Below are 23,828 nucleotides of genomic sequence, written 5' to 3'. Positions count from 1 at the left end.
GAAGCCTGAAAGCCCGCCGGATGCGGACGTCGCTGCGATTAACGGTTTTCGCCCGTCATATAGAGCCTTCCCGATGCCAGCGCACCCCGCCAGATGGCGAATCTTCGATTGTTTGTCGCCATTTACCGGTAGATTCCCGGTCAGGTCGAATCACCGATTGGGCTTGACGCCCCTTCGCTGCAATGCATCATGACACCAATGAGCACCATTAAAACCGTCTGTGTCTATTGTGGCTCCGGCCCCGGAACCAATCCCCGCTTCACCGAAGGCGCCAAGGCGTTCGGCAAGGCCCTCGCCGAGAACAACATCCGCCTCGTCTATGGCGGCGGCTCGCTCGGCCTGATGGGCTCGGTCGCGACCTCCGTGCTCGATCACGGCGGCACGGTCACCGGCATCATCCCCGAATTCCTCCGCAAGCGCGAGAACGCGCTGACGCGCGTGCAGGAGATGATCGTCACCCCCGACATGCACGAGCGCAAGCGGCTGATGTTCGAGCGCTCCGACGCTTTCGTGGCGCTGCCGGGTGGCGTCGGCACGCTGGAAGAGCTGGTCGAGCAGCTGACCTGGAAGCAGCTCGGCCGTCACGCCAAGCCGGTGCTGCTCGCCAATATCGACAATTTCTGGGAGCCGCTGTTCTCGCTGCTGTCGCATATGCGCCAGACCGAGTTCATCCGCGCCGGCCTTTCGGTCGACATCCTCAAGGCCGATCGCGTCGAGGAGATCTTGCCGAAGCTGAAGGCGGCCGCAGCCCAGATCGCCGAGGCGGAAAAGCAGCTCGCCCCGGAAGTCGCGCGCAGGCTGTAAGAGCGCTTGGTTTGAGCATGATCTTTCCGGAAAACCGCTACACACTTTTCCGGATCATGCTCTACTCGCTCGGAAACGTCACCGCCTCGATCCGGTTACCATCGGGATCGAGAACGAAGGCTGCGTAATAGCGCACACGGTCGTGTGGCCGCAGGCCCGGCGCGCCGTCGGAGACACCACCGGCGAACACCGCGGCGGCATGAAACGCATCGATCTCGGCCGTGGTCTTTGCCCGCAGGCAGATGTGCACCCCGCTCTCCGGCCCAACGCGCTGCATACCCTCGCGAAGATTGATCCAGAACTCCGGATAGGCCTTGCCGAAGCCGACCGTCCGCGGCCGCGTCACGAGACGCGTAAGGCCGAGCGTTGCGAGTGTGGCCTCGTAGAACTTTGCGGAGCGATCGAGATCGCTGACGCCGACGGAGATGTGGTCGATCATGTGACGCGCTCCCCTGCCTCCCTCTGTCATTCCGCGATGCAAAGCATCGAACCCGGAATCTCGAGATTCCGGGTTCGCCTCTTCGAGGCGCCCCGGAATGACGGCACACAGTCTTACGTCGGCGCGCCCGATTTCACGAGCTTGTAGATCACCGAATCCATCAGCGCCTGGAACGAGGCGTCGATGATGTTCGGGGACACCCCGACCGTGGTCCAGCGGTCGCCGTTCTCGTCCTCGCTCTCGATCAGCACGCGCGTGACCGCCTCGGAGCCGCCGTTGAGGATACGCACGCGGTAGTCGATCAGCTTCAGGCCATCGATGTATTTCTGGTACTTGCCAAGATCCTTGCGCAGCGCGACGTCGAGCGCGTTGACGGGACCGTTGCCTTCGGCCGCCGAGATCAGGCGCTCGCCGGCGACGTCAACCTTGACCACCGCCAAGGCGACGGTGACGCGCTCGCCGTGCGAATTGTAGCGCTGCTCGACATTGACGTCGAACTGCTCGACCTCGAAATAATGCGGCACCTTCCCGAGCGTGCGGCGCGCCAGGAGCTCGAACGAGGCATTGGCGGATTCATAGGCGTAGCCCTGTGCCTCGCGCTCCTTCAATTCCTCGACGAGCCGCGTCAGCTTCGGATCGCTCTTCTCATAGGGAATGCCGGCACGATCGAGCTCGGCGATGACGTTGGAGCGGCCGGCCTGGTCCGACACCAGCACCTTGCGGTGGTTGCCGACCGTCTCGGGCAGGACGTGCTCGTAGGTCTGCGGATCCTTCAGCACGGCGGAAGCGTGGATGCCGGTCTTGGTGACGAAGGCGCTCTCGCCGACGTAAGCCGCATGCCGGTTCGGCACGCGATTGAGCATGTCGTCGAGCGTGCGCGAGACTTTGACGAGCGTCGTCAGCTTCTCTGCGGTGACGCCGACCTCGAAGACGTCGGCAAACTCCTTCTTCAGTTTCAGCGTCGGGATCAGCGAGCAGAGATTGGCGTTGCCGCAGCGCTCGCCGAGGCCATTGAGCGTGCCCTGGATCTGCCGCGCGCCGGCGCGCACCGCGGCGAGCGAATTCGCCACCGCCTGCTCGGTGTCGTTATGGGCGTGGATGCCGACATGGTCGCCGGGGATGTGTTTTGTCACCTCGGTGACGATGGCCTCGACCTCGTTCGGCATGGTGCCGCCATTGGTGTCGCACAGCACCACCCAGCGCGCGCCGGCCTCATAAGCGGCCTTGGCGCAGGCAAGCGCGAAGCTGGAATCCTCCTTGTAGCCGTCGAAGAAATGCTCGCAGTCGAGCATGACTTCGCGGCCCGCGGCCTTCGCCGCCGCGACGCTGTCGCGGATCGAGGCGAGGTTCTCCTCTTTCGTCGTCTCCAGCGCGACGCGCACCTGGTAGGCCGATGACTTTGCCACGAAGCAGATCGCGTCGGCCTTGGCCTCGAGCAGCCCGGCAACGCCGGGATCGTTGGAGACCGAGCGCCCTGCCCGCCGCGTCATGCCGAAGGCGGTGAAGCGCGCATGATTGAGCTTTGGCCTCGCCGCAAAGAATTCGCTGTCGAGCGGATTGGCGCCGGGATAGCCGCCCTCGACATAGTCGATGCCGAGATCATCCAGCATCGCCGCGATGATCTGCTTGTCGGTCAGCGTGAAATCGACGCCGTTGGTCTGCGCGCCGTCGCGCAGCGTGGTGTCGAACAGATAGAGGCGCTCTTTGCTCATTGCGGCGCTCCGAGCGTCTTCTTCATGGTGGTGTTGGCGAGCCACTCGTCATTGATGGTGACGCTGTTGCGCCGCTGGGCGGTGTAGCCGCGCTTGGCGAAGAAGTTTTGGGCGGTGTCGCTGGCATCGACGGTCAGAGCCGTTGCGCCGCGGCTGCCGGCGAGCTTCTCCAGCGCGTCGACCAGCATGGTCGCGATGCCCTGCCCGGCGACGGCCGGATGCACATAGAGCATGCGGATATGATCGGTGCCGCGCAGCGAGACGAAGCCGACGGGCGAGCCTTCCAGTGTCGCGATCAGGGTCAGGTCGGAGGCGAGGTGCTTGCCGAACTCCTCGTCCTCCGCAGCCTCCATCCAGGCCTGCTGCTGCGCCTCGCTATAGTCGTCGCCGGTCAGCTCCTCGATGCTGGCGGTGAAGATCGCGGCGAGCACCGGTACGTCATCCGGCAGGAACGGCCGCAGGCCGGGCTTTGGCAAACTCTGTCCCATCGTCCTCACCACATCCCATAGAGTTTCAGCGCGATCGCCACGGCGGCGCCGAGCAGCAGGATTTTCAGCGCGATGTAATACAGCCAGTGCCGCGGGAACGGCGTGTCGGGCCGTTTCATCGCGCGATCTCCCAGGTCGTTCCGTCCTTGGAGTCCTTGATCGCAACGCCCATCGCCGCCAGCAGATCGCGGATGCGGTCGGACTCCTTGAAGTCCTTCCGACCACGCGCCGCCGTCCGCTCCGCGATCAGCCGCTCGACCTCCGCGGCATCGACGCCGCTTGCCTGCTGCTTGCGCCCTTCCCATTGCGCAGCGCTCTCGGAAAGGAACCCAAGCAGGCGCAACGAACCCGACAATGCATCGGCATCGCCACGCAAGCCGTGCAGCGCTGCAATCGCGAGCGGCGTGTTGAGATCGTCAAGCAGCGGCTCGACCACGGATGCCGCGGGCTTACCGGGTGCAACGTCGGCCGCGACGCGATACCAGTCATCGAGCGTCCTGGCGCTCTCTTCCAGCGACTTCATGGTCCAGTCGATCGGCGAGCGGTAATGCGTCTTCAGCATGTTCAGACGCAGCACCTCGCCCGGCCAGTCCTGGAGCAGCTCGTGGATGGTGATGAAGTTGCCGAGACTCTTCGACATCTTCTCGCTCTCAACCTGCAGGAAGCCGTTGTGCATCCAGTAGTTCGCCATGCGCTCCTGGTGGAAGGCGCAGCAGGTCTGCGCGACCTCGTTCTCGTGATGTGGAAACACGAGATCGATGCCGCCGCCGTGGATGTCGAAGTGCTCGCCGAGATGCTTCCACGCCATCGCGGAGCACTCGATGTGCCAGCCGGGACGACCCTCGGCCTTGATGCCGGCCGGCGACGGCCATGACGGCTCGCCCGGCTTGGACGGCTTCCACAGCACGAAGTCGGTATTGCCCTTCTTGTAGGGCGCAACGTCGACACGGGCGCCGGCGACCATCTCGTCCAGCGAGCGGTTGGACAACGCGCCGTAGCGCGGCAAGCCGGAATTGGCCGCGTTCATTGCTTGCGGCGAGAACAACACATGGTCCTCGGCGGCATAGGCGAAGCCGCCCTTGATCAGCCGTTCGATGATCTCGCGCATCTCGACGATGTGCTCGGTTGCGCGCGGCTCGACGCTCGGCCTGAGCGCACCGAGCGCGTCAACATCGGCGTGAAACTGCTTGCCGGTCTGCTCGGTCACTTTCCGGATTGCCTCGTTCAGCGGCAGGCCGGGAAAATCGCGCGCGGCGCGGTCGTTGATCTTGTCGTCGACGTCGGTGATGTTGCGGACGTATTTGACGTGCGCCTCGCCATAGAGATGGCGCAGCAGCCGAAACAGCACGTCGAACACGATCACCGGCCGCGCATTGCCGATATGGGCGAAGTCGTAGACGGTCGGTCCGCACACATACATGCGGACGTCCTTCGCATCGAGCGGCACGAACGTGCGCTTTTCCCGGCTCAGCGTATCGTAGAGGCGTAATTCCATATGGATACCCGTCGGCTGTTGGCCGGGCGTCCAGTGCTCTCAATGTGTTTGAGAAAAGACGGCTCCAGCCAGCGAATCGCTAGCTCGTAATCTCGCAAATGATGCAAATGGCGAGGAGACCGTTCATGCCGGAACATATGGGCCATGAGGCGGCCCTGCGTCAAGGGAGCCGCGAAAATGCCGCTTTATTTCCGCAAAGCGCGGCCTCGCCGCCTTCATGGTTCGTCATCCTTAACCTTTTGAGACTATTCAGAAGCTGGCGGTTCCCCAAAGCCCCGGTATTTCCATGCGATCGATATTTGCGCTCATTTCCTGTGCCTCCATCCTTGCGGCATCCGGCGCTTTGGCCGAGACCCGTGTCTTCATCATCGCCAACCAGGCGGACGGCTACGGCATCGACCAGTGCCTGGCCAAGGGCGACAAATGCGGCGCACAGGTCGCGCGGACCTATTGCCAGTCACGGGATTTTGCCCAGGCATCGAGCTATCGGCGGGTTGATCCTGACGAAATTACCGGGTCTGTCCCCAAAACCGGCGCAAACTGCTCCCATGGCCATTGCGACGAATATGTCGCAATCACCTGCCAGCGCTGAATTCGCTCGGAGCTGGCGTACCTTAGGCCCGATCTTTGGCCCCTGAAACGACGTGACGATGCCGCAGGAAGCGGCTATGGGAGGGCGCGCTTCGGCCCTCCAAACTCACTTGGAATGTCACATTGGGCCGTGACCTCGCTAGAATGGCGGATATGCCTGAATTTCTCTCTCTCTCCCGTGCCCGCTCCCTCCTTGCCTGCACCGTGCTCCTCGGCACCGTCATGCTCGCCAACGGCGCTTTCGCGCAGGCCGGCCCGCCCCCAGGGCCGCCGCCGCAGCCGGGCCAGAACGGGCTCGGGCCGAACCCGATGTGCTCACGGCTGGAAGGCCAGCTCGCCGCGCTCGATCGCGGCGGCGGCGGTGGCGACCCCGCGCGCGAAGACCAGATCCGCCGCTATCAGGAATCCCAGAGCCGCCAGCAGGCCGAGCTCGACCGCGTCACCATGCAGGCCAAGCGCATGGGCTGCGATTCCTCCGGCTTCTTCTCGCTGTTCAACGGCCAGTCGGCGCAATGCGGCCCGGTCAACACCCAGATCCAGCAGATGCGCGCCAATCTGGACCAGATCACCGGCAATCTCGAGCGCCTGCGCGGCGGCGGCCCCGGCGGCTTCAGCCCGGAGCGCGACAATCAGCGCCGCTCGGTGCTGGCGGCGCTCGCACAGAACAATTGCGGCCCGCAATATGCCAACGCCGCGCAATCGCAAGGCGGCGGCAACTTCCTGAGCAATCTGTTCGGCGGCAACAACAACCCCAACAATCCTCAAGGCGTGCCGCCGGCCGATCTCGGCCCGCAGTCGGGCACCTATCGCACCGTGTGCGTGCGCACCTGCGACGGCGCCTATTTCCCGATCTCGTTCGCGACCGTACCGGCGCGCTTCGCCGACGACGAGAAGACCTGCAAGGCGCTGTGCCCGGCCGCGGAAGCCGTGCTCTACACCCATCGCAATCCCGGCGAGGACATGAACTCGGCGGTCTCCACCGCCGGCCAGCCCTACACGGCGCTGCCGACCGCGTTCAAATTCCGCAGCGAGTTCAACCCGTCCTGCTCCTGCAAGGCCGCCGGCCAGACCTGGGCCGACGCGCTGAAATCGGCCGACGACAAGGCCGCCGCCGAGCAGCAGGGTGACATCATCGTCACCGAGGAGAGCGCCAAGAAGATGCAGCAGCAGCGGCTCAGCAAGGGCACGCCGCAGCCTGCCAATGGCAAGAAGGGCGCGGCGCCCGCGCCGACGACGGCCACCGCACCTGCGGCAACGCCGCCGGCGGACAGCGGCGCGGCGACGACGTCCTCAGAGAACAAGCCGATCCGCTCGGTCGGGCCGACCTTCCTGCCGCAACAGCAGAAGTAAGCCCTAATCCGTCATGTCCTGTGAAGGCGGTCGCCAGGCGCGGCCGCTTCGCGGTTACTGCTCACCCTCGCGGCTCCACGGGAAGAGATTGGCCGGAAAATCCGCTGCGTAGCGCTTTCCCTTCGGGGGCGGCGGCAGCTCGTCCGGTGGATTTGGATTCGGCTCGACCACCCGCCGATAGAGATGCCAGGTGGCGTGACCGAGCACCGGCAGGACGACAGCGAGACCGACGAAGAACGGCAGCGAGCCGATCACGAGCAGTGCCGCGACGATGAGGCCCCATCCGGCCATCGCAACCGGATTCTCCGCCACCGCTCGGAGCGACGTGCGGATCGCGTCGATCGCAGTCGCATGCCGGTCGAGCATCAACGGAAACGACACGACGCTGACGCACAAGGCCACAACCGCAAACAGGAAGCCGACACCGCAACCGACGACGATGAGCGACCAGCCTTCCGGCGTCGTCAGCACGCGCGTTGCGAAGTCGGGAATGCTTGCGGCCGCCGCGTGACCGAAGATCGTGACATAGATTGCGTTCGCGACACCGATCCAGGCCCCGAACAGGACCAGCAGGAGCACGCCGAGTTCGACCATTGCGCCGAACGACGGTGCGCGCAGCACCTTGATCGCATCCCATGCATCGACCTGCTCGCCGCGCTCGCGACGCCGGCTGAGTTCGTAGAGACCGATCGCGGCAAAAGGGCCGATCAAGGCAAAGCCGGCAGCCAGCGGAAACAGGAGCGGCAGCACCGAATAGCCGAGAACCATCCTGAACAGGACGAGGCCGAGAACGGGATAAATCACGCACACGACGATCGCGTGGCTCGGCATCGCCTGGAAATCCTCCCAACCCAGGCGCAGCGCCTCGGTCAGGTCGGACAAGCTGATCTTGCGAATGGGATCGGAGGCCGCTTCGCCGAAGACGTGCCGCCTGATGACGTCGTGGGAGTACAGAGTGGCCATGAACGGACCCTCCCGTGCTGAAAATCGCGGTTTTCGATCACGCGCGCTTTCCAGCCACGCGCATCCGCCTGTCGAGCAGGAAACGCGGTGGGCCGAGTACGACAAGTCAGGTTCAGCGAAAAGAGCCTGGCCGGACGGAACCCGTCGCGACCTGCCCCGCAAGCTTAGCGCGCGCGGGGCACGGCTGCGCTCACGGTTAGGTGAATATGCACCTGATTTGTGCGTTGCATCGCCCGGAACGCCGCCACCCAACATGCACCTGATGCTTTGTCGACTGCCCGGGTGATGGCAACCACGCCATGTCGGAGCACCCGCATTGCTCTATTGACGCCGGATTGGGCTGGTATCATTTTAGACGCAGACGCCCTTAGAGTTTGGTCGCGAGCGTTCTGTTGATTTCGCGACCGGTAGAAGGGGCGAGGCAAGAGGCCGGCGATGGCATAGATGCCAGCCAAGAAAGGCCAGCCATCGCGACATGAGCTCCGCCCTGGATTCGTATCCGTAGCCTTCGATGGCAAGGATGGATCAGGATGGCTGTCGCACTGATACTGCTTCTGGTCGCGATCGGCTCGGTGCTGTTTCACCTCTACAGCCCGTGGTGGTGGACGCCGATCGCCACGAACTGGGCCTATATCGACCACACCATCAACATCACGTTCTGGATCACCGGCTTCGTTTTCGTCGCGGTCATCGCCTTCATGGCCTATTGCATCTTTCGCTTTCACCACAAAGACGGAAGACGGGCTGACTACAATCCGGAAAACAAAAGGCTCGAATGGTGGCTGAGCGTCGGGACCGGCGTCGGAGTCGCGGCCATGCTGGCGCCTGGCCTCGTGGTCTGGCACCAGTTCGTGACGGTGCCTGCGGATGCCACCGAGGTGGAGGTCATGGGCCAGCAATGGCAATGGAGCTTCCGCCTTCCAGGCAAGGATGGGCGGTTGGGCACATCCGATGTCCGCAACATCGCGTCCGACAATCCGATGGGACTCAATCGTGACGACCCGCACGCGCAGGACGACGTCGTGATCGAGAACGGCGACCTGCACCTTCAAATGGGAAAGCCGGTCAAGGTCCTCCTCCGCTCGGTTGATGTCCTGCACGATTTCTACGTGCCCGAATTCCGCGCCAAGATGGACATGGTTCCGGGCATGGTGACCTTTTTCTGGATAACGCCGATCCGAACCGGAACGTTCGACGTTCTGTGCGCGGAGCTTTGTGGCGCTGCTCATTATCAGATGCGGGCCAAGGTCATCGTCGACGAAGAGCGCGAATATCACGCTTGGCTGGAGCAACAAAAGACGTTTGCCGAATTGTCGCCGGCAAAAGCTGTGGTGAAGGCGACATACCAATCCGGTGGCAAGTAGCGAGCTGCCGCTGCGAAGACGGATCGGGTGCACGAGGCCAACGCCTCACCCCCGATGGAAACGACCGAGGAGGTTTCTATGGTCGATATTCCATATGAAGGGATCGCAGGCATCCCGCCTGCCGAAGTACCTGATGTCGAGCTCTATCATCCAAGGAGCTGGTGGACACGGTATGTCTTCTCGCAGGACGCCAAGGTGATCGCCATTCAGTATTCGCTGACGGCCACGGCCATCGGGCTGGTGGCCCTGGTGCTGTCGTGGCTGATGCGACTGCAACTGGGATTCCCCGGCACCTTCTCTTTCATCGATGCCAACCAGTACCTCCAGTTCATCACCATGCACGGCATGATCATGGTGATCTATCTGCTCACCGCATTGTTCCTGGGCGGCTTCGGCAACTACCTGATCCCGCTGATGGTCGGCGCCCGGGACATGGTCTTCCCTTATGTGAACATGCTGAGCTACTGGGTCTACCTGCTCGCAGTCCTGGTGCTGGCCTCGACATTCTTCGTGCCCGGCGGCCCCACCGGCGCCGGCTGGACGCTATACCCGCCGCAAGCAATCCTCTCCGGAACGCCCGGGCAGGATTGGGGCATCATTCTCATGATGTCGTCCCTGATCCTGTTCATCATCGGCTTCACCATGGGCGGGCTCAATTACGTGGTCACGGTGCTCCAGGCGCGCACCCGCGGCATGACGTTGATGCGCCTGCCGCTGACGGTGTGGGGCATTTTCACGGCGACCGTCATGGCGCTCTTGGCATTCCCTGCCCTCTTCGTTGCCTCGGTCATGCTGCTGCTCGACCGTCTCCTGGGAACCAGCTTCTTCATGCCCTCCCTCGTCGAGATGGGACAGCTTTCGAAATATGGCGGCGGCAGTCCGCTGCTCTTCCAGCACCTGTTCTGGTTCTTCGGCCACCCCGAGGTCTACATCGTCGCCCTGCCCGCCTTCGGCATCGTCTCCGATCTGATCAGCACGCATGCCCGCAAGAACATCTTTGGTTACCGCATGATGGTCTGGGCGATCGTGGCCATCGGCGCGCTCAGCTTCATCGTATGGGCGCACCACATGTATGTGAGCGGCATGTTCCCGCAATTCGGGTACTTCTTCGCCACCACGACGCTCATCATCGCCATCCCCACCGCGATCAAGGTCTACAACTGGGTGCTGACCTTGTGGCGCGGCGACATTCATCTCAGGGTGCCGATGCTGTTCGCACTCGGCTTCATCATCACCTTCGTGAATGGCGGCCTCACCGGCCTCTTCCTCGGCAACGTCGTCGTCGACGTGCCCCTCTCGGATACCATGTTCGTGGTCGCGCATTTCCACATGGTGATGGGCGTGGCGCCAATCATGGTCGTGCTCGGCGCGATCTATCATTGGTACCCCAAGGTCACGGGGCGGATGCTGAACGACGTCCTCGGCAAGTTTCACTTCTGGGTCACCTTCCTCGGCGCCTACCTGATCTTCTTCCCCATGCACTATCTCGGACTGCTCGGGGTTCCGCGCCGGTATTTCGAACTCGGGGACACGGCGTTCATCCCGTCCTCGGCCCATTCACTGAATGCCTTCATCTCCGTGGTGGCCTTGACCGTCGGCTTCAGCCAGATGGTGTTCCTGTTCAATCTTGCCTGGAGCCTGTTCAAAGGTGAGGCCTCAGGCGGCAATCCGTGGCGGGCGACGACGCTGGAGTGGCAGACGCCGGAGACGCCCCCTGGACACGGCAACTGGGGCAAGGAGCTCCCGGTCGTGTACCGCTGGGCCTATGACTACAGTGTGCCCGGCGCCGCGGAGGACTTCATTCCGCAGAACCAGCCGCCACGCGCGACGCAGCTCGTTCAGGGAGCTGCTTCGTGAGCGCCATCATCCTGTTCCTGACTGTGCTTGCGATGATCGCCGGATGGTGGCTGTCGCAGCAGCGGCTGACGGCCAAGCCCTGGCTGGAGGAAGGCCCCGCCGGTGACTTCCCCGGCGGCGATAGCATGTCCTGGCCGGCAGCGAAGGTCGGACTTGGCGTGTTTCTCGCCGTCGCGAGCGCATTATTCGTCCTCTTCATCAGCGCCTACTCGATGCGCATGAGTGTGGTGGACTGGCGGCCGCTGCCGGTCCCGCGGCTGCTGTGGGTCAACACCGGCATCCTGCTCCTGAGCAGTGCCGCGCTGCAATGGTCGTACGTGGCTGCCGGGCGACACGATACCGAGAACGTCAAGATCGGACTGCTCGCTGGCGGAGCATCTGCCGTGATCTTCCTCGCCGGACAGCTCCTGGCCTGGCAACGGCTCGGGGCAGCCGGATATTTCGTGGCGTCCAATCCGGCGAATTCCTTCTTCTACCTGTTGACCGCGGTGCATGGGTTGCATCTGACGGGTGGCCTGGTCGCCCTCGGGCGAACGTCGGCCAAGGTGTGGCGTGGCGCCCCCGACACGCGCTTGAGCGTGGAACTGTGCGCCATCTACTGGCATTTCCTGCTGCTGGTCTGGCTTGTCCTGCTCGGTCTCCTCACGGGCTGGACCGACGATTTCGTCAACATCTGTCGCCAATTGCTGAGCTAGGGAGGCGAGACCAGATGGCCGAGACCGTACTGACACATTCAGGCCAATCGCCCGCGCGGCTTGAAGGCTGGCGCGGCATCGCCGCCGACTGGGCGTCCGATCAACGCGCCTTCAAGAACGTGTCCTGGGGCAAGGCCATGATGTGGATCTTCCTCCTCAGCGACACCTTCATCTTCAGTTGCTTCCTGCTCTCCTACATGACGGCGCGCATGTCGACGACCGTGCCGTGGCCGAATCCAAGCGAAGTCTTCGCCCTCAACTTCGCCGGCAAGCAGATTCCGCTGATCCTGATCGCGATCATGACCTTCATCCTCATCAGCAGCAGCGGCACGATGGCGATGGCTGTCAATTTCGGCTACCGCCGCGATCGCGTCAGAACCGCGGCCTTGATGCTGGTCACGGCGGCCTTCGGCGCGACCTTCGTCGGAATGCAGGCGTTCGAATGGACCAAGCTGATCATGGAGGGCGTCCGGCCCTGGGGCAATCCATGGGGTGCACCACAGTTTGGTGCAAGCTTCTTCATGATCACCGGCTTCCACGGCACCCACGTGACGATCGGCGTGATCTTCCTGATCGCGATCGCGCGGAAGGTCTTGCGCGGCGACTTCGACGTCGAGCGGCGCGGCTTCTTCACGAGCCGCAAGGGCTATTACGAAATCGTCGAGATCATGGGCCTGTACTGGCACTTCGTCGATCTCGTGTGGGTGTTCATCTTTGCATTGTTCTATCTTTGGTGAGGTCGGCGCATGACAAACGCGACGGTACACATGGAAGGCCAGCTCCACGCTCCGGCGCACGGCGCAGTCGCAACAGCAGCCGTGCACGCCAAGGGGCAACAGCACCCGATCAAGCTCTACCTCGTGGTCTGGGGCTGGCTGTTCGTCCTCAGCACGTGCTCCTACCTCGTCGACTACTTTGGCCTGCAGGGCTATCTGAGGTGGTCGCTGATCCTGCTGTTCATGATGTTGAAGGCCGGCCTGATCGTCGCCGTCTTCATGCACATGGCCTGGGAGCGACTAGCCCTCGCCTATGCCATCCTGCTGCCGCCGATCGCGGTGCTGGTGTTTGTGTCGATCATGGTGCTCGAATCCGAATACACCCACTTGCTGCGGGTGCTGTTCTTCGCAACCCCGTCGTAGCGCCCGCTGAAGTTCAGCCCTCGAACGCGTCGATCGACGCCTTGTTGCCGCGCGAGACCAGCGTTTCGTCGGGCGCGGGCAGCTTCTCGCCCTTGTCGCGGAAGCGGTTGGTGATGGGATAGCGGCGGTCGCGGCCGAGATTCCTCGCCGTCACTTTCACGCCGGGCGCGCCTGGCGGCGCTTGTATTCGGCGACGTTGAGCAGATGGTCGATGCGGGCAACCGTGTCGCGGTCGAAGCCGGCGGCGATGATCGCCTCGAGCGGCTCCTCGCGCTCGATGAGGCGCTCCAGGATCGCATCGAGCACGTCATAAGGCGGCAGGGAGTCCTGGTCGGTCTGGTTCTCGCGCAGCTCCGCCGTCGGCGGACGCGTGATGATATCAGGCGGGATCACCTCACCTGCGGGCCCGAGCGCGTCCTCAGGCTTCCAGCCGTTGCGCAAGCTCGCCAGGCGAAACGCCTGCGTCTTGTAGATGTCCTTGATCGGATTGAAGCCGCCATTCATGTCGCCATAGAGCGTGGCGTAGCCGACCGACATTTCCGACTTGTTGCCCGTCGTCACCACCATCAGCCCGGTCTTGTTGGAGATCGCCATCAGCAGCGTGCCGCGGGTGCGGGCCTGCAGATTTTCCTCGGTGATATCGGGCGGCAGGTTCTTGAAGATGCCCGACAGGATCGTCTCGAACCCGGTCACGGCTTCCGCGATCGGCAAAACCTCGTAGCGGATGCCGAGATGGCCAGCGAGCTCGCCGGCGTCCGCGATCGAATGTGCGGCCGTGTAGCGATAGGGCAGCATCACGCCATGCACCTGATCGGCGCCGAGCGCATCGACGGCGATCGCCGCGCACAGCGCGGAATCGATGCCGCCGGAGATGCCGAGGAGCACACCGGGAAAGCCGTTCTTGGCGACATAGTCGCGAAGGCCGAGCACGCAGGCGGCGTAGTCGGCGCGGTCGCCCTCGACCTGCGCCGCGATGGGACCGGTACAGCGCCAATCGTCCCCGTTACGCGTGAAGCGCAGCGTGGCGATGCTCTCCTCGAACGCCGGCAGTTGCGCCGCGAGCGAGAGATCGCCGTTGAGCACGAAGGACGCGCCGTCGAACACCAGCTCATCCTGGCCGCCAACCTGGTTGAGATAGACCAGCGGCAGGCCGCTCTCGGTCACGCGCGCCACCGCGACCGACAAGCGCACATCGTTCTTGTCGCGAGCGTAAGGCGAGCCGTTCGGCACCAGGATGATCTCGGCGCCGGTCTCCGCCAGCGTCTCGACCACGTTCTCGTAGTCCTCGGACTCCTCCAGCCAGATGTCCTCGCAGATCGGCACGCCGATGCGCACGCCGCGCACGGTCACGGGGCCCGCGGCAGGCCCGCGCGAAAACAGCCGCTTCTCGTCGAAAACGCCGTAATTCGGCAGGTTGCATTTGAAGCGAAGCGCGGCGATGCGGCCGCCGTCGAGCAGCGCGCAGGCATTATGAAGCCTGCCGTCCTCGACCCAGGGCGTGCCGACCAGCATCGCCGGTCCGCCGTCGGCGGTCTCGCGCGCCAGCGCTTCGATCGCGGCGCGGCAGGCGGCCTGGAAGGCCGGCTTCTGCACCAGATCTTCCGGCGGATAGCCGGCGATGAACAATTCGGGAAACAGCACGAGATCGGCGCCGTCCGCGGCCGCCTGCGCGCGCGCGGCCCGTGCCTTGGCGGCGTTGCCCTCGATATCGCCCAGGACCGGATTGAGCTGGGCGAGCGTGACCGCGAATGCGTTGAGACGTTCGGTCATGGCCACAGCGCTCCGATCTCGTGGCTAGAGCGTGATCCGGAAAAGTGTGAGGCGGCTTTTCGAAAGGATCATGCTCAAACAAAAAACTAAAGCGCAATGCGCGCTTTAGAGGAACCCCAGACGCTCGACGATGGCGATGATCCAGAACGCGCCGGCCATCAGCAGCGCGACGCCGACCGCGGCCGAGCCCATGTCCTTGACCCGCCCGATCTGCTTGTCGTGATCCATGGTGAGGCGGTCGGCGAGCTTCTCGATCGCGGTGTTGAGCAGCTCGACCACCAGCACGAACGCGACCGAGCAGACCAGTTCGACCGCGCGCATCGCGGTCGCGGCGACGAGCCAGGCCAGCGGCAGCGACAACAGGAGCGCAAAAATCTCCTCGCGGACGGCCTGCTCCGAGCGGAACGCAAAGGCCAGACCGTTGCGTGAATTGATCGTGGCCTTCCAGATCCGCAGCAAAGTCTTAGAGCCCCGCTGCGGCCGGCATCGGCTTGACCTTGCCGGCGCGTTCCTGCTTGAGCAGCTCGGCGACCAGGAAAGCCATGTCGATGGATTGCTCGGCGTTGAGGCGGGGATCGCAGACCGTGTGATAGCGGTCGTTGAGATCCTCGTCCGTGATCGCGCGGGCGCCGCCGAGGCATTCGGTGACGTCCTTGCCGGTCATCTCCAGATGCACGCCGCCGGCATGGGTGCCTTCGGCGGCATGGATCGCGAAGAACGACTTCACCTCGGACAGGATGCGGTCGAACGGCCGCGTCTTGTAGCCGGTGGTGGAGGTGATGGTGTTGCCGTGCATGGGATCGCACGACCAGACCACCACCCTGCCCTCGCGCTGGACGGCGCGGATCATGTTCGGCAGGTGCTCGCCGATCTTGTCGGAGCCGAAGCGGTCGATCAGCGTCAGCCGGCCCGGCTCGTTGTCGGGGTTGAGCACGTCGATCAGCTTGAGCAGTTCGTCGGGCTTGAGCGAGGGGCCGCACTTCAGGCCAATCGGGTTCTTGATGCCGCGGAAATATTCGATATGGCCGTGATCGAGCTGGCGGGTGCGGTCGCCGATCCAGATCATGTGGCCCGAGGTCGCGTACCAGTCGCCGGTGGTGGAATCGACCCGGGTCATGGCCTGCTCGTAGCCGAGCAGCAGCGCCTCGTGGCTGGTGTAGAAATCGGTGGCGCGCAGCTCCGGATGGCTCTCGAGGTCAAGGCCGCAGGCGCGCATGAAGTTGAGCGCATCGGAAATGCGGTCGGCCAACTCCTTGTAGCGGCGGGACTGCGGCGAATCCTTCAGGAAGCCAAGCATCCATTCATGCACGCTGCCGAGATTGGCGTAGCCGCCGGTCGCGAACGCGCGCAGCAGGTTCAGCGTCGCGGCCGACTGGCGATAGGCCATCAGCTGGCGCTGCGGGTCCGGCACGCGCGCTTCCTTGGTGAAGGCGATGTCGTTGACGATGTCGCCGCGATAGCTCGGCAGCTCGACGCCGTTCAGCTTCTCGGTCGGCGACGACCGCGGCTTGGCGAACTGGCCGGCGATACGGCCGACCTTCACCACGGGGACGGCGCCGGCATAGGTCAGCACCACCGCCATCTGCAAGAGCACGCGGAAGAAGTCGCGGATGTTGTTGGCGCCGTGCTCGGCAAAGCTCTCGGCGCAGTCGCCGCCCTGGAGCAGGAAGGCCTCGCCGGCCGCAACGCGGCCCAAGGCCTTCTTCAGGTTACGCGCCTCGCCGGCGAACACCAGCGGCGGAAAGGTCGCAAGCTGCGCCTCGACGTCGGCCAGGGCCTTGGCGTCGGGATATTCGGGCACCTGTAGCACCGGCTTGCTGCGCCAGGACTCGGGCGTCCACCGCTCGGACATCGCAATCTCTCCGTGAAGCAAAAAAGTGCAACCTGATCTATGGGTTGCGAGGGCCGCCTTATACACAGGCTGGCACGACATCGCCAGTTGTAAATCCATTTCGCATTGCAAACCCTTGCGGGCAAAGCCGAATTCGCATTTGCTAGGGAACGCGACGAAACCGGCAAGACACCTCCCGCCCATGGACGCGGCACTGGACGACGTTTTCATCGACGAGATCAGCTTCCCGGCGACCGACGGGTATGCGCTGGCCGGCACCCTGTTCCTGCCGCGCGGCGCCAAGCGCCACGCCGTCCTGATCAATTCGGCCACCGCCGTGCCGCGCAAGATCTATCGCGGCTTTGCCTCCTATCTCGCCCATCGCGGCTGCGCGGTACTGACTTACGACTACCGCGGCATCGGCGGCTCCCGCCTGCCGGCGATGGTCGGCTACAACCAGCCGAAATCGCTGGTCGGCTTCAAGGCCTCGATGTCGGATTGGGCGGCGCTCGACGTCACCGCCGCGGTGCGCTGGATGCGCGAGCGCTATCACACCATGCCGCTCGCCTATGTCGGCCACTCCTTCGGCGGCCAGGCGCTTGGGCTGATCGCGAACAACAGCGAGATTTCGCGCGCGGCCTTCGTGGCCTCGCAGGCCGCGACCTGGCGGCTGATGACCTCGCCGGAGAAATACCGCGTCTTCGCCTTCATGAATTTCGTCGGCGTGCCGCTGGCCCACGCGTTCGGCTATGCGCCGGGCTGGGCCGGCGTCGGCGAGGACCTGCCCAAGGGCGTCTTCCTGCAATGGGCCGAATGGGTCTCGAGCCCGCGCTATCTGTTCGATTCAAAGCTGCCGGCGTTGGAGAATTTTGCGAAATTCAAGGGCGAGCTGCGCGCGCTCTGCTTCTCCGACGATCCCTGGGCGACGCGGCCCGCGGTCGAGCTGCTCACAGGCGGATTCACCGCGATCAAGCCGGAAGTGTTGACCGTAAAACCGTCAGACGTCGGCGCCAAGGGCATCGGCCATTTCGGCTTCTTCCGCCCCGACCACCGCGACACGCTGTGGCGCGGGGTGGCGGAATGGATCCAGGGCGAGTGAGGCTTCAGGCGTCCGCTCCAGGCAGCTTGACCAGGACCCGCAAACCGCTTCGGCCGCCCTCGGCAAGGTTCACGGCTTCAATTGTCCCCTCCAGGCGGTCGACGATTCGCTTGACGATCGAGAGGCCAAGGCCCGCGCCATCCCCTGCCGGGCGCTGTCCGCGGAAGAACGGATCGAAGATGCGGCCGAGTTCCGCGGAAGCAACGCCAGGCCCGCTATCCTCGATCTGGAGGAGTGCAGCATCGCCGTCGCGATAGACACATGTATCGATCCGTCCACCCTGCGGGGTGAAACGGAGCGCGTTGTCGAGCAGGTTACGGACCACCGCCGCAAGTATCACCGCTTCACCGCGGACCAATGCAGGTTCGAGGCGCGCAAAACCAAGATCGACGCCGCGGCCGGTCGCCTCGGGCAGAAGGTCGGCGACGACCTCCTTCGCGACATCGTCCAGCTTCACGACGGGCATTGCCCTGGTGTCATCCTGACCCGCATCCTGTCTCGCGAGGGCAAGCAACTGGTCGAGCAGATGCCTGGTCCTGCCAATACCCTGCCGGAGGGCCACGACACGACCGCGCGCATTCGCCGGCAGATCGACCGCGTCGAGATTCTCCGCCTGTAAGCTCAGCGCCGTGATCGGCGTGCGCAGTTCGTGCGCGGCGTCGGCAACGAAGCGCCGCTGCTGATCCATCAGCAGACCCACCCGCTGCAACAGCCCGTTGATCGAGGCGATGAAGGGATGCAGCTCGCTCGGCATCTGCCCGGCCGGCAGCAGCGTCATGTCATCGGCGCGCCGTCCGTCGAGATCATCGGCAAGGCGCACCATCGGCCGCAGCGAGCGCGCGACGACGATGGCCGTGACCAGCAGCAGGCAGGGGATGAGTGCCGCAATCGGCAATACGGTGCGGAACGCCATGTCGCTCGCGATCTCGTCACGCACGGACGTGCGCTGCGCCACCGCGAACCTTGTTCCGTCAGGCCGCGTCCGCAGCAGCACGCGGATCGGCTGCCCCTTTCGCGTCGCCAGCGCGAGGCCGTCCTTCACGCTCCACAGCCTCGCCTCATCGCCGGAAGCCTGCGGCGTTGCGGCCTGGTCGATCAGCCAGACCTCGGCATCCTCGTCCACCCCGTGCAGCTCGCGACCGCCGGTAAGGCTGCCCGCCTGCACGAGGCTCGCGATCTGGATCAGGACGGAATCCTGCATTTCGATGGCCTCGTTGAAGGCCCAATGATGAGCGAACAGGCCGCCGATGAGTCCCGTCAGCAGGATGATCGCGGTAAGGCCGGCAAAGAGACGGCCCCGCAGGGATTTGATCATGGCCGGTCCACCATCCAGCCGACACCACGCACGTTGCGGATAGCGTCGGCCCCAAGCTTCCTGCGCACCGCATGGATCAGGAACTCGATCGCGTTGCTCGCAACCTCCTCGTTCCAGCCGTAGATTTGCCGCTCCAGCTCGCCGCGTGACAGGATCGCGCCGGGCCGCGACAGCAGCGCCTGCAGCAGCGCGAATTCGCGCGCGGTGAGCACCGCGGATTTCGTCAGAAACGACGCCTCGCGACTCGCGGGATCGAGGCTGAGCTTGCCATTGCCGAGCTGCGCCGGCGAACCGCTGGCCTCGCGGCGCGTGACCGCACGCATCCGCGCCAGCAATTCGCGGATCTCGAACGGCTTGATGATGTAATCGTCCGCGCCGAGATCTAGACCCTCGATCCTGTCGTCGATGGCATCGCGCGCCGTCACGATGATGATCGGGAGCTTGCGACCGTCAGAGCGCAGCCGGCGCAGGATGTCGCGGCCATCGACGTTCGGCAGGCCGAGATCGAGCAGCAGCACTTCGTAGGATTCGTTCTTCGCGGCAAGCAGCGCGGTCTCGCCGTCCCTGACCCAGTCGACCGCGTAGGCAGCATCCTTCAGCGCCTGTTCGACGGCGGCGCCAACCATTCTGTCGTCCTCGATCAGCAGAACCCGCAAACTCGATCCTCGAATTGCCGCCGAACCATCCGGCCTCAAATCATGGCCAGCCCGACTTAGCGCAGAGTTAGCGAGCGCCAGCCGGCCCAAATTGCGGCGAAGGCCGCCCGATCAGGAAATTTCCCGTCCCTAAGTCGGGCCTAAGTCCCCGGCGCCACGGTCAGACATCGCTTCGGCTTCGGGAGATTTGGGCGTGTCGCAATATTCAGGGTTTGGCGCAAGACGGATGCTGAACAAGGTTCCGGAGGTCACCGCGATCTTCTGGATCATCAAGATCCTGTCGACCACGGTCGGCGAGACCGGCGCCGACTATCTCGCGGTCCATGTCGGCCTCGGCGCCGGCCTGACCGCAATCTGCATGACCGGCCTGCTGGTGGCCGCCCTGCTGCTGCAACTGAGCCGCCGTCTTTATGTACCCTGGATCTACTGGCTCACCGTCGTCCTCGTCAGCATCGTCGGCACCCAGCTCACGGACCTGCTGACCGACAAGCTCGATATCAGCCTTTACATCAGCACCGCGGCGTTCGCCGTTGCGCTCGCGGCGACTTTCGCGGTCTGGTACCGCGCCGAGCGCACCCTGTCGATCCACAGCATCGTCACCACGCGGCGCGAGCTGTTCTACTGGACGGCGATCCTGTTCACCTTCGCACTCGGCACCGCCGCCGGCGATCTCGCGACGGAAGCGCTCGGGCTTGGCTTCCAGCTCGGCGTCGTCGCCTTCGGCGCGCTGATCGTGGCAGCGGCACTGGCCTACGCCGTCGGCGCCAATTCCGTCCTCACCTTCTGGCTCGCCTACATCCTGACGCGCCCGCTCGGCGCCTCGCTCGGCGATCTGCTGTCGCAGGCGCGCGAATATGGCGGCATTGGCCTCGGCACGATCCAGACCAGCATCGTCTTCCTGACCGTGATCGTCGGCCTCGTCGCCTGGGTGACGTTCGAAGGCGACGGCGCGCGCCGCGTCGATCCCGCGCAGTAATCCCAATCACGACTTCAAAACTGCCTGCACAGAAGCAGGAGCCAACTGGAGAACGACATGATGAAGCTTATTCCCGCCGTCGCCGTCTGCCTGCTCACAACTTTCACCGGCGAGCCAAACATGCACGCGAGCCAGCACTTCACCTTCGTGCCGCTCGTGGAGGCCGCGACCGCCAAGCTCGGCGATCTCACGCCGTTCCGGACCATCGTGGTCGACGTCGCAGCACTGATCGACAAGGGCGACCTGCCCGGCGCCAAGACGCGCATCAAGGACCTCGAGACCAAATGGGACGAAGCCGAAGCTGGACTGAAACCGCGCGCGGCTGCCGACTGGCACACGGTCGACAAGGCGATCGATCGCGCGCTGGAGGCGCTGCGCGCGGGATCGCCGGATGCCGCGAAATGCAAGCAGGCAATCACAGAGCTGCTCGCGGTGATGGATGGCGTCGCCAAGGCCTGATGCCGCTTCCGACCCATCAATCGGACGCGTCAGCCGCGGGCGGAATCCCCGGCTGACGCAACAAGGAGGATAGCATGCAGGATTCTTGGAAGAGCGGTGCCGCCAACGAGAGCAAGGTCCCCGCAGTCACGCTCGGCTTCTGGATCATCAAGATCGCGGCCACGACGCTGGGCGAGACTGGCGGCGACACCGTCACGATGACGTTGAACTGGGGCTATCTCGCAGGAACCTGCCTGTTCCTGGCGGTCATGATCGGTCTGGTTGCAGCACAAATCCGCGCAGATAAATTCCACCCGGCCCTGTATTGGGCCACCATCGTCGCCTCGACCACCTTCGGCACGACCATGGCCGACTTCGCCGACCGCTCGCTCGGCATCGGATACACGGGCGGATCGACGCTGCTCCTCACCTGCCTCATGCTGGTGCTTGGCGTATGGTATCGCGCCGAGGGAACGATCTCGGTCAACAGCGTCAGCACGCCGAGGGTCGAGGCCTTCTATTGGGGCGCGATCACTTTTTCGCAGACGCTCGGCACCGCGCTCGGCGACTGGATCGCCGACACCGGCGACATGGGCTATCGCGGCGGCGCGCTGATCTTTGCGGCCGGGCTTGCAGTCATCGCAGCGCTCTATGTCTGGACCCGCGTCTCGCGCGTGACGCTGTTCTGGGCCGCCTTCATCCTGACGCGACCGCTGGGCGCCACGGTCGGCGATTTCCTGGACAAGCCGCTCGATCATGGCGGCTTGGCGCTGAGCCGGCCGATGGCCTCGGCTGTGATCGCTGCCTTCATGCTGGTCTGCCTGCTGCTGATCCCGCAACGCGCGGGACAGCATCCCGGAGATCATGCAGCCGAGCGCGCCTAGCGGATGATCGTCGTCAGCGACGAGTAACGCTTGGCCGGTTTTGCCTCGCTCGGCGCAAACTGCGCGAACGCTTCGCTGACACGCACCGCCGGCGGCGTGTCGCTCGCGAAGCGAAACTCCTTCGGCTTCGGCGCGTAGAAGCTGGCGCTGTAATAGTTGTCGTCGAAGCGCGTCTCGCCGACGCCGAACAATGCGTCGCAGACGAACAGGAGCGCGTAGACTCCCGCGACCGCCGCGACGATCTCCTTGAAAATTGACATGACAATGCCCCAGCCTTTTGCGGTGAGGATGCACGCCGGTTCCAAAGCCGAGGTTTAAGGCAGAGGCCTTCTTGCCCGCAGGGTTTGCCGCCGCTGACGGGATTGCAGACAATTTTATCGATCTCAAAAACGAGCCCGCCTGACCGGATCAGGCGGGCTCAGGATTGGCCGATCGGGAGGTCTTCAGACGGCCAGATTCATCCAGACAGCCTTGGGCTCGGTGAAATTGTCGATCGCGGCGGTGCCGTGCTCGCGGCCGAGGCCGGAGTCGCGCTCGCCGCCCCAGGGCAGGCGCACGTCGGTATAGCCATAGGTATTCATCCAGACCGTGCCCGCCCGCGCCCGCTTGGCGAAGCGTTGGAGCCTGCCGATGTCGCGGCTCCAGACGCCGGCGGCGAGGCTGTAGGCCGTGCCGTTAGCGATCCGTAAAGCATCGGCCTCGTCGGTGAACTTGATGACGCTGACGACGGGGCCGAAGATCTCCTCCTGCGAGATCCGCATCTCGTGCGCGACATCGGCGAACACGGTGGGGCTGATGAAATAGCCGCGCTCGCCAACCTTCTCGCCGCCGGTGACGAGCCTCGCGCCTTCCTTGCGGCCGATGTCGACATAGTCGAGGATCGACTTCATCTGCTTCTCGGAGATCACGGGACCAAGCGCCGTCTTGCCGTCGAGCGGATCGCCGATCTTGATCGACTTCGCGCGCGCCGCGAGCCGCTCGACGACCTCGTCATAGGCCCTCTCCTGCACCAGCACGCGGGAGCCGGCCGAGCAGACCTGGCCGGCATTGAAGAAGATGCCGGAGGCCGCGGCCTTGGAGGCTGCTTCCAGATCAGCGTCGTCGAAGATGACATTGGCCGACTTGCCGCCGAGCTCGAGCGAGACGCGCTTGAAGTTGCTCGCCGCGCCTTTCATGATTCCGCGGCCCACGCCAGGCGAGCCGGTGAAGGTGACCTTGTCGACATCAGGGTGATTGACCAGCGCGTCGCCGACGACGCGGCCGGGACCCGTGACGACGTTGAAGACGCCCGCCGGCAGGCCGGCTTCGAGCGCGAGCTCGGCGATGCGCAGCGCCGACAGCGAAGTCAGCTCGGCCGGCTTCATCACCACGGTGCAGCCGCAGGCCAGCGCGGGGGCGAGCTTCCACATTCCGATCATCAGCGGGAAATTCCACGGCACGATCGCCGCGACCACGCCGACCGGCTCGCGCATGGTGTAGGTCAGGGCATCGTCGCGCACCGGCACGACATCGCCGCTGATCTTGTCGGCCCAGCCGGCGTAATAGATCAGCGTGTCGACCGCGGCCGGAAAGTCCTGGCGCATCGTCGCGGAGATCGGCTTGCCGGCATCAATCGACTCCAGCTCGATGATCTCTTCGGCGTTGCGCTTGAGCAGGTCCGCCCAGCGCAGCAGGATCTGACCACGCTCGGAGGCGCGCATCGTCCGCCACGGGCCTTCGAAGGCGCGGCGGGCAGCCGCGACTGCATGCTCGACATCGGCCTCGCCGCCCTCGGCGATGATGGCGATCACCTGCCCGGTGGCGGGATTGAGGGATTTGAAGCTACGGCCGGAGGCGGCGGGAACGCGGCGGCCGTCGATGAGCAGATGCTGCGGCCGCGCCATGAACTCGGTGGCCGGCGAATGCGCAAAGTCATATGCAACAGACATCATATTTCCTCCTGATCTGGTATACCAGACTAGG

Annotated in this window: 23 protein-coding genes and 1 pseudogene; 12 read left to right on the top strand and 12 right to left on the bottom strand. The window is 64.4% G+C overall.

The genetic code is table 11. The annotated features are described in order from the left end of the window. Nucleotides 1-198: 198 nt before the first annotated feature. Entirely contained in the window at nt 199-804 is a 606-nt protein-coding gene (locus FOM02_RS19090; protein WP_027557268.1) for a TIGR00730 family Rossman fold protein, read from the top strand. 61 nt (nt 805-865) lie between these two features. Here FOM02_RS19090 and FOM02_RS19085 read toward each other — a convergent pair whose 3' ends face one another. The 4 genes from FOM02_RS19085 to cysS form a co-directional block, all read right to left on the bottom strand. Further along, nucleotides 866-1,243 (bottom strand): VOC family protein, encoded by a 378-nt coding sequence (locus tag FOM02_RS19085; RefSeq protein WP_027557267.1) that lies wholly within the window; start codon nt 1,241-1,243, stop codon nt 866-868. A 113-nt stretch (nt 1,244-1,356) separates the two neighbouring features. Beyond that, entirely contained in the window at nt 1,357-2,955 is a 1,599-nt protein-coding gene (gene cimA, locus FOM02_RS19080; RefSeq protein WP_027557266.1) for a citramalate synthase, read from the bottom strand. Beyond that, nucleotides 2,952-3,443 carry a GNAT family N-acetyltransferase gene (locus tag FOM02_RS19075; protein ID WP_027557265.1) on the bottom strand — a complete coding sequence of 164 codons (492 nt, stop codon included), beginning with the start codon at nt 3,441-3,443 and terminating at the stop codon, nt 2,952-2,954. Before FOM02_RS19075 ends, cimA begins: the two co-directional genes overlap by 4 nt. A gap of 115 nt (nt 3,444-3,558) precedes the next feature. Beyond that, a complete protein-coding gene (gene cysS, locus FOM02_RS19070; RefSeq protein ID WP_027557264.1) occupies nt 3,559-4,938 on the bottom strand; it encodes a cysteine--tRNA ligase in 1,380 nt (459 codons plus the stop codon). Nucleotides 4,939-5,224: 286 nt separating this feature from the next. Between cysS and FOM02_RS19065 the strand changes: the two genes are divergently transcribed. After that, the gene (locus tag FOM02_RS19065) at nt 5,225-5,530 is read left to right on the top strand and encodes a hypothetical protein (protein ID WP_027557263.1); all 306 of its coding nucleotides are present in this window, start codon (nt 5,225-5,227) and stop codon (nt 5,528-5,530) included. Nucleotides 5,531-5,673: 143 nt separating this feature from the next. Then, nucleotides 5,674-6,879 (top strand): DUF2865 domain-containing protein, encoded by a 1,206-nt coding sequence (locus tag FOM02_RS19060; protein WP_027557262.1) that lies wholly within the window; start codon nt 5,674-5,676, stop codon nt 6,877-6,879. Nucleotides 6,880-6,933: 54 nt separating this feature from the next. Here FOM02_RS19060 and FOM02_RS19055 read toward each other — a convergent pair whose 3' ends face one another. Next, a complete protein-coding gene (locus tag FOM02_RS19055) occupies nt 6,934-7,842 on the bottom strand; it encodes a DUF2189 domain-containing protein (RefSeq protein WP_027557261.1) in 909 nt (302 codons plus the stop codon). 530 nt (nt 7,843-8,372) lie between these two features. Here FOM02_RS19055 and FOM02_RS19050 point away from each other — a divergent pair. From FOM02_RS19050 to FOM02_RS19030, 5 genes are all read left to right on the top strand, one after another. Then, nucleotides 8,373-9,206 (top strand): cytochrome c oxidase subunit II, encoded by an 834-nt coding sequence (locus FOM02_RS19050; protein ID WP_027557260.1) that lies wholly within the window; start codon nt 8,373-8,375, stop codon nt 9,204-9,206. A gap of 78 nt (nt 9,207-9,284) precedes the next feature. Further along, nucleotides 9,285-11,063: a cbb3-type cytochrome c oxidase subunit I gene (locus tag FOM02_RS19045; protein ID WP_027557259.1), complete on the top strand. Its 1,779-nt coding sequence runs from the start codon at nt 9,285-9,287 to the stop codon at nt 11,061-11,063. Continuing rightward, a complete protein-coding gene (locus tag FOM02_RS19040) occupies nt 11,060-11,758 on the top strand; it encodes a cytochrome c oxidase subunit 3 (protein ID WP_027557258.1) in 699 nt (232 codons plus the stop codon). The genes FOM02_RS19045 and FOM02_RS19040 overlap by 4 nt, the downstream gene beginning before the upstream one ends. Nucleotides 11,759-11,772: 14 nt before the next feature. After that, on the top strand, nt 11,773-12,495 hold the full coding sequence (locus FOM02_RS19035) for a heme-copper oxidase subunit III family protein (protein ID WP_027557257.1): 723 nt from the start codon (nt 11,773-11,775) through the stop codon (nt 12,493-12,495). 9 nt (nt 12,496-12,504) lie between these two features. After that, entirely contained in the window at nt 12,505-12,897 is a 393-nt protein-coding gene (locus FOM02_RS19030; protein WP_027557256.1) for a cytochrome C oxidase subunit IV family protein, read from the top strand. A gap of 13 nt (nt 12,898-12,910) precedes the next feature. On the opposite strand, the pseudogene FOM02_RS19025 reads toward FOM02_RS19030, so the two are convergent. The 3 genes and pseudogenes from FOM02_RS19025 to FOM02_RS19015 all read right to left on the bottom strand — a co-directional run bounded on the left by FOM02_RS19025 (nt 12,911) and on the right by FOM02_RS19015 (nt 16,519). Next, nucleotides 12,911-14,667, bottom strand: a pseudogene (locus tag FOM02_RS19025) (NAD+ synthase). A 105-nt stretch (nt 14,668-14,772) separates the two neighbouring features. After that, nucleotides 14,773-15,126, bottom strand: a complete 354-nt coding sequence (locus FOM02_RS19020; protein WP_027557254.1) for a diacylglycerol kinase — start codon at nt 15,124-15,126, stop codon at nt 14,773-14,775. Nucleotides 15,127-15,130: 4 nt separating this feature from the next. Further along, a complete protein-coding gene (locus FOM02_RS19015; RefSeq protein ID WP_027557253.1) occupies nt 15,131-16,519 on the bottom strand; it encodes a class II 3-deoxy-7-phosphoheptulonate synthase in 1,389 nt (462 codons plus the stop codon). A 181-nt stretch (nt 16,520-16,700) separates the two neighbouring features. Here FOM02_RS19015 and FOM02_RS19010 point away from each other — a divergent pair, with 181 nt between their 5' ends. Next, nucleotides 16,701-17,597: an alpha/beta fold hydrolase gene (locus tag FOM02_RS19010; protein ID WP_027557252.1), complete on the top strand. Its 897-nt coding sequence runs from the start codon at nt 16,701-16,703 to the stop codon at nt 17,595-17,597. A 4-nt stretch (nt 17,598-17,601) separates the two neighbouring features. Here FOM02_RS19010 and FOM02_RS19005 read toward each other — a convergent pair whose 3' ends face one another. After that, on the bottom strand, nt 17,602-18,912 hold the full coding sequence (locus tag FOM02_RS19005; RefSeq protein WP_035729882.1) for an ATP-binding protein: 1,311 nt from the start codon (nt 18,910-18,912) through the stop codon (nt 17,602-17,604). Beyond that, nucleotides 18,909-19,568: a response regulator transcription factor gene (locus FOM02_RS19000; protein ID WP_027557250.1), complete on the bottom strand. Its 660-nt coding sequence runs from the start codon at nt 19,566-19,568 to the stop codon at nt 18,909-18,911. Before FOM02_RS19000 ends, FOM02_RS19005 begins: the two co-directional genes overlap by 4 nt. A 226-nt stretch (nt 19,569-19,794) precedes the next feature. Between FOM02_RS19000 and FOM02_RS18995 the strand changes: the two genes are divergently transcribed. From FOM02_RS18995 to FOM02_RS18985, 3 genes are all read left to right on the top strand, one after another. After that, the gene (locus tag FOM02_RS18995) at nt 19,795-20,544 is read left to right on the top strand and encodes a membrane protein (RefSeq protein WP_027557249.1); all 750 of its coding nucleotides are present in this window, start codon (nt 19,795-19,797) and stop codon (nt 20,542-20,544) included. 120 nt (nt 20,545-20,664) lie between these two features. Further along, complete coding sequence (locus FOM02_RS18990; protein WP_051378478.1) at nt 20,665-21,003, top strand: hypothetical protein; 339 nt, start codon at nt 20,665-20,667, stop codon at nt 21,001-21,003. 74 nt (nt 21,004-21,077) lie between these two features. Next, nucleotides 21,078-21,866: a membrane protein gene (locus tag FOM02_RS18985; RefSeq protein WP_027557248.1), complete on the top strand. Its 789-nt coding sequence runs from the start codon at nt 21,078-21,080 to the stop codon at nt 21,864-21,866. Here the strand turns inward: FOM02_RS18985 and FOM02_RS18980 are convergent. Then, nucleotides 21,863-22,126 (bottom strand): hypothetical protein, encoded by a 264-nt coding sequence (locus tag FOM02_RS18980; RefSeq protein WP_027557247.1) that lies wholly within the window; start codon nt 22,124-22,126, stop codon nt 21,863-21,865. The genes FOM02_RS18985 and FOM02_RS18980 overlap by 4 nt on opposite strands. A gap of 183 nt (nt 22,127-22,309) precedes the next feature. Then, nucleotides 22,310-23,794 (bottom strand): aldehyde dehydrogenase family protein, encoded by a 1,485-nt coding sequence (locus FOM02_RS18975; RefSeq protein ID WP_027557246.1) that lies wholly within the window; start codon nt 23,792-23,794, stop codon nt 22,310-22,312. Nucleotides 23,795-23,828 lie beyond the last annotated feature (34 nt).

This window comes from Bradyrhizobium sp. SEMIA, assembly GCF_014844175.1.
Taxonomy (GTDB): domain Bacteria; phylum Pseudomonadota; class Alphaproteobacteria; order Rhizobiales; family Xanthobacteraceae; genus Bradyrhizobium; species Bradyrhizobium arachidis.
Note: the sequence above shows the minus strand (reverse complement) of the source record. Positions and strands in the feature narration are given on the sequence as shown.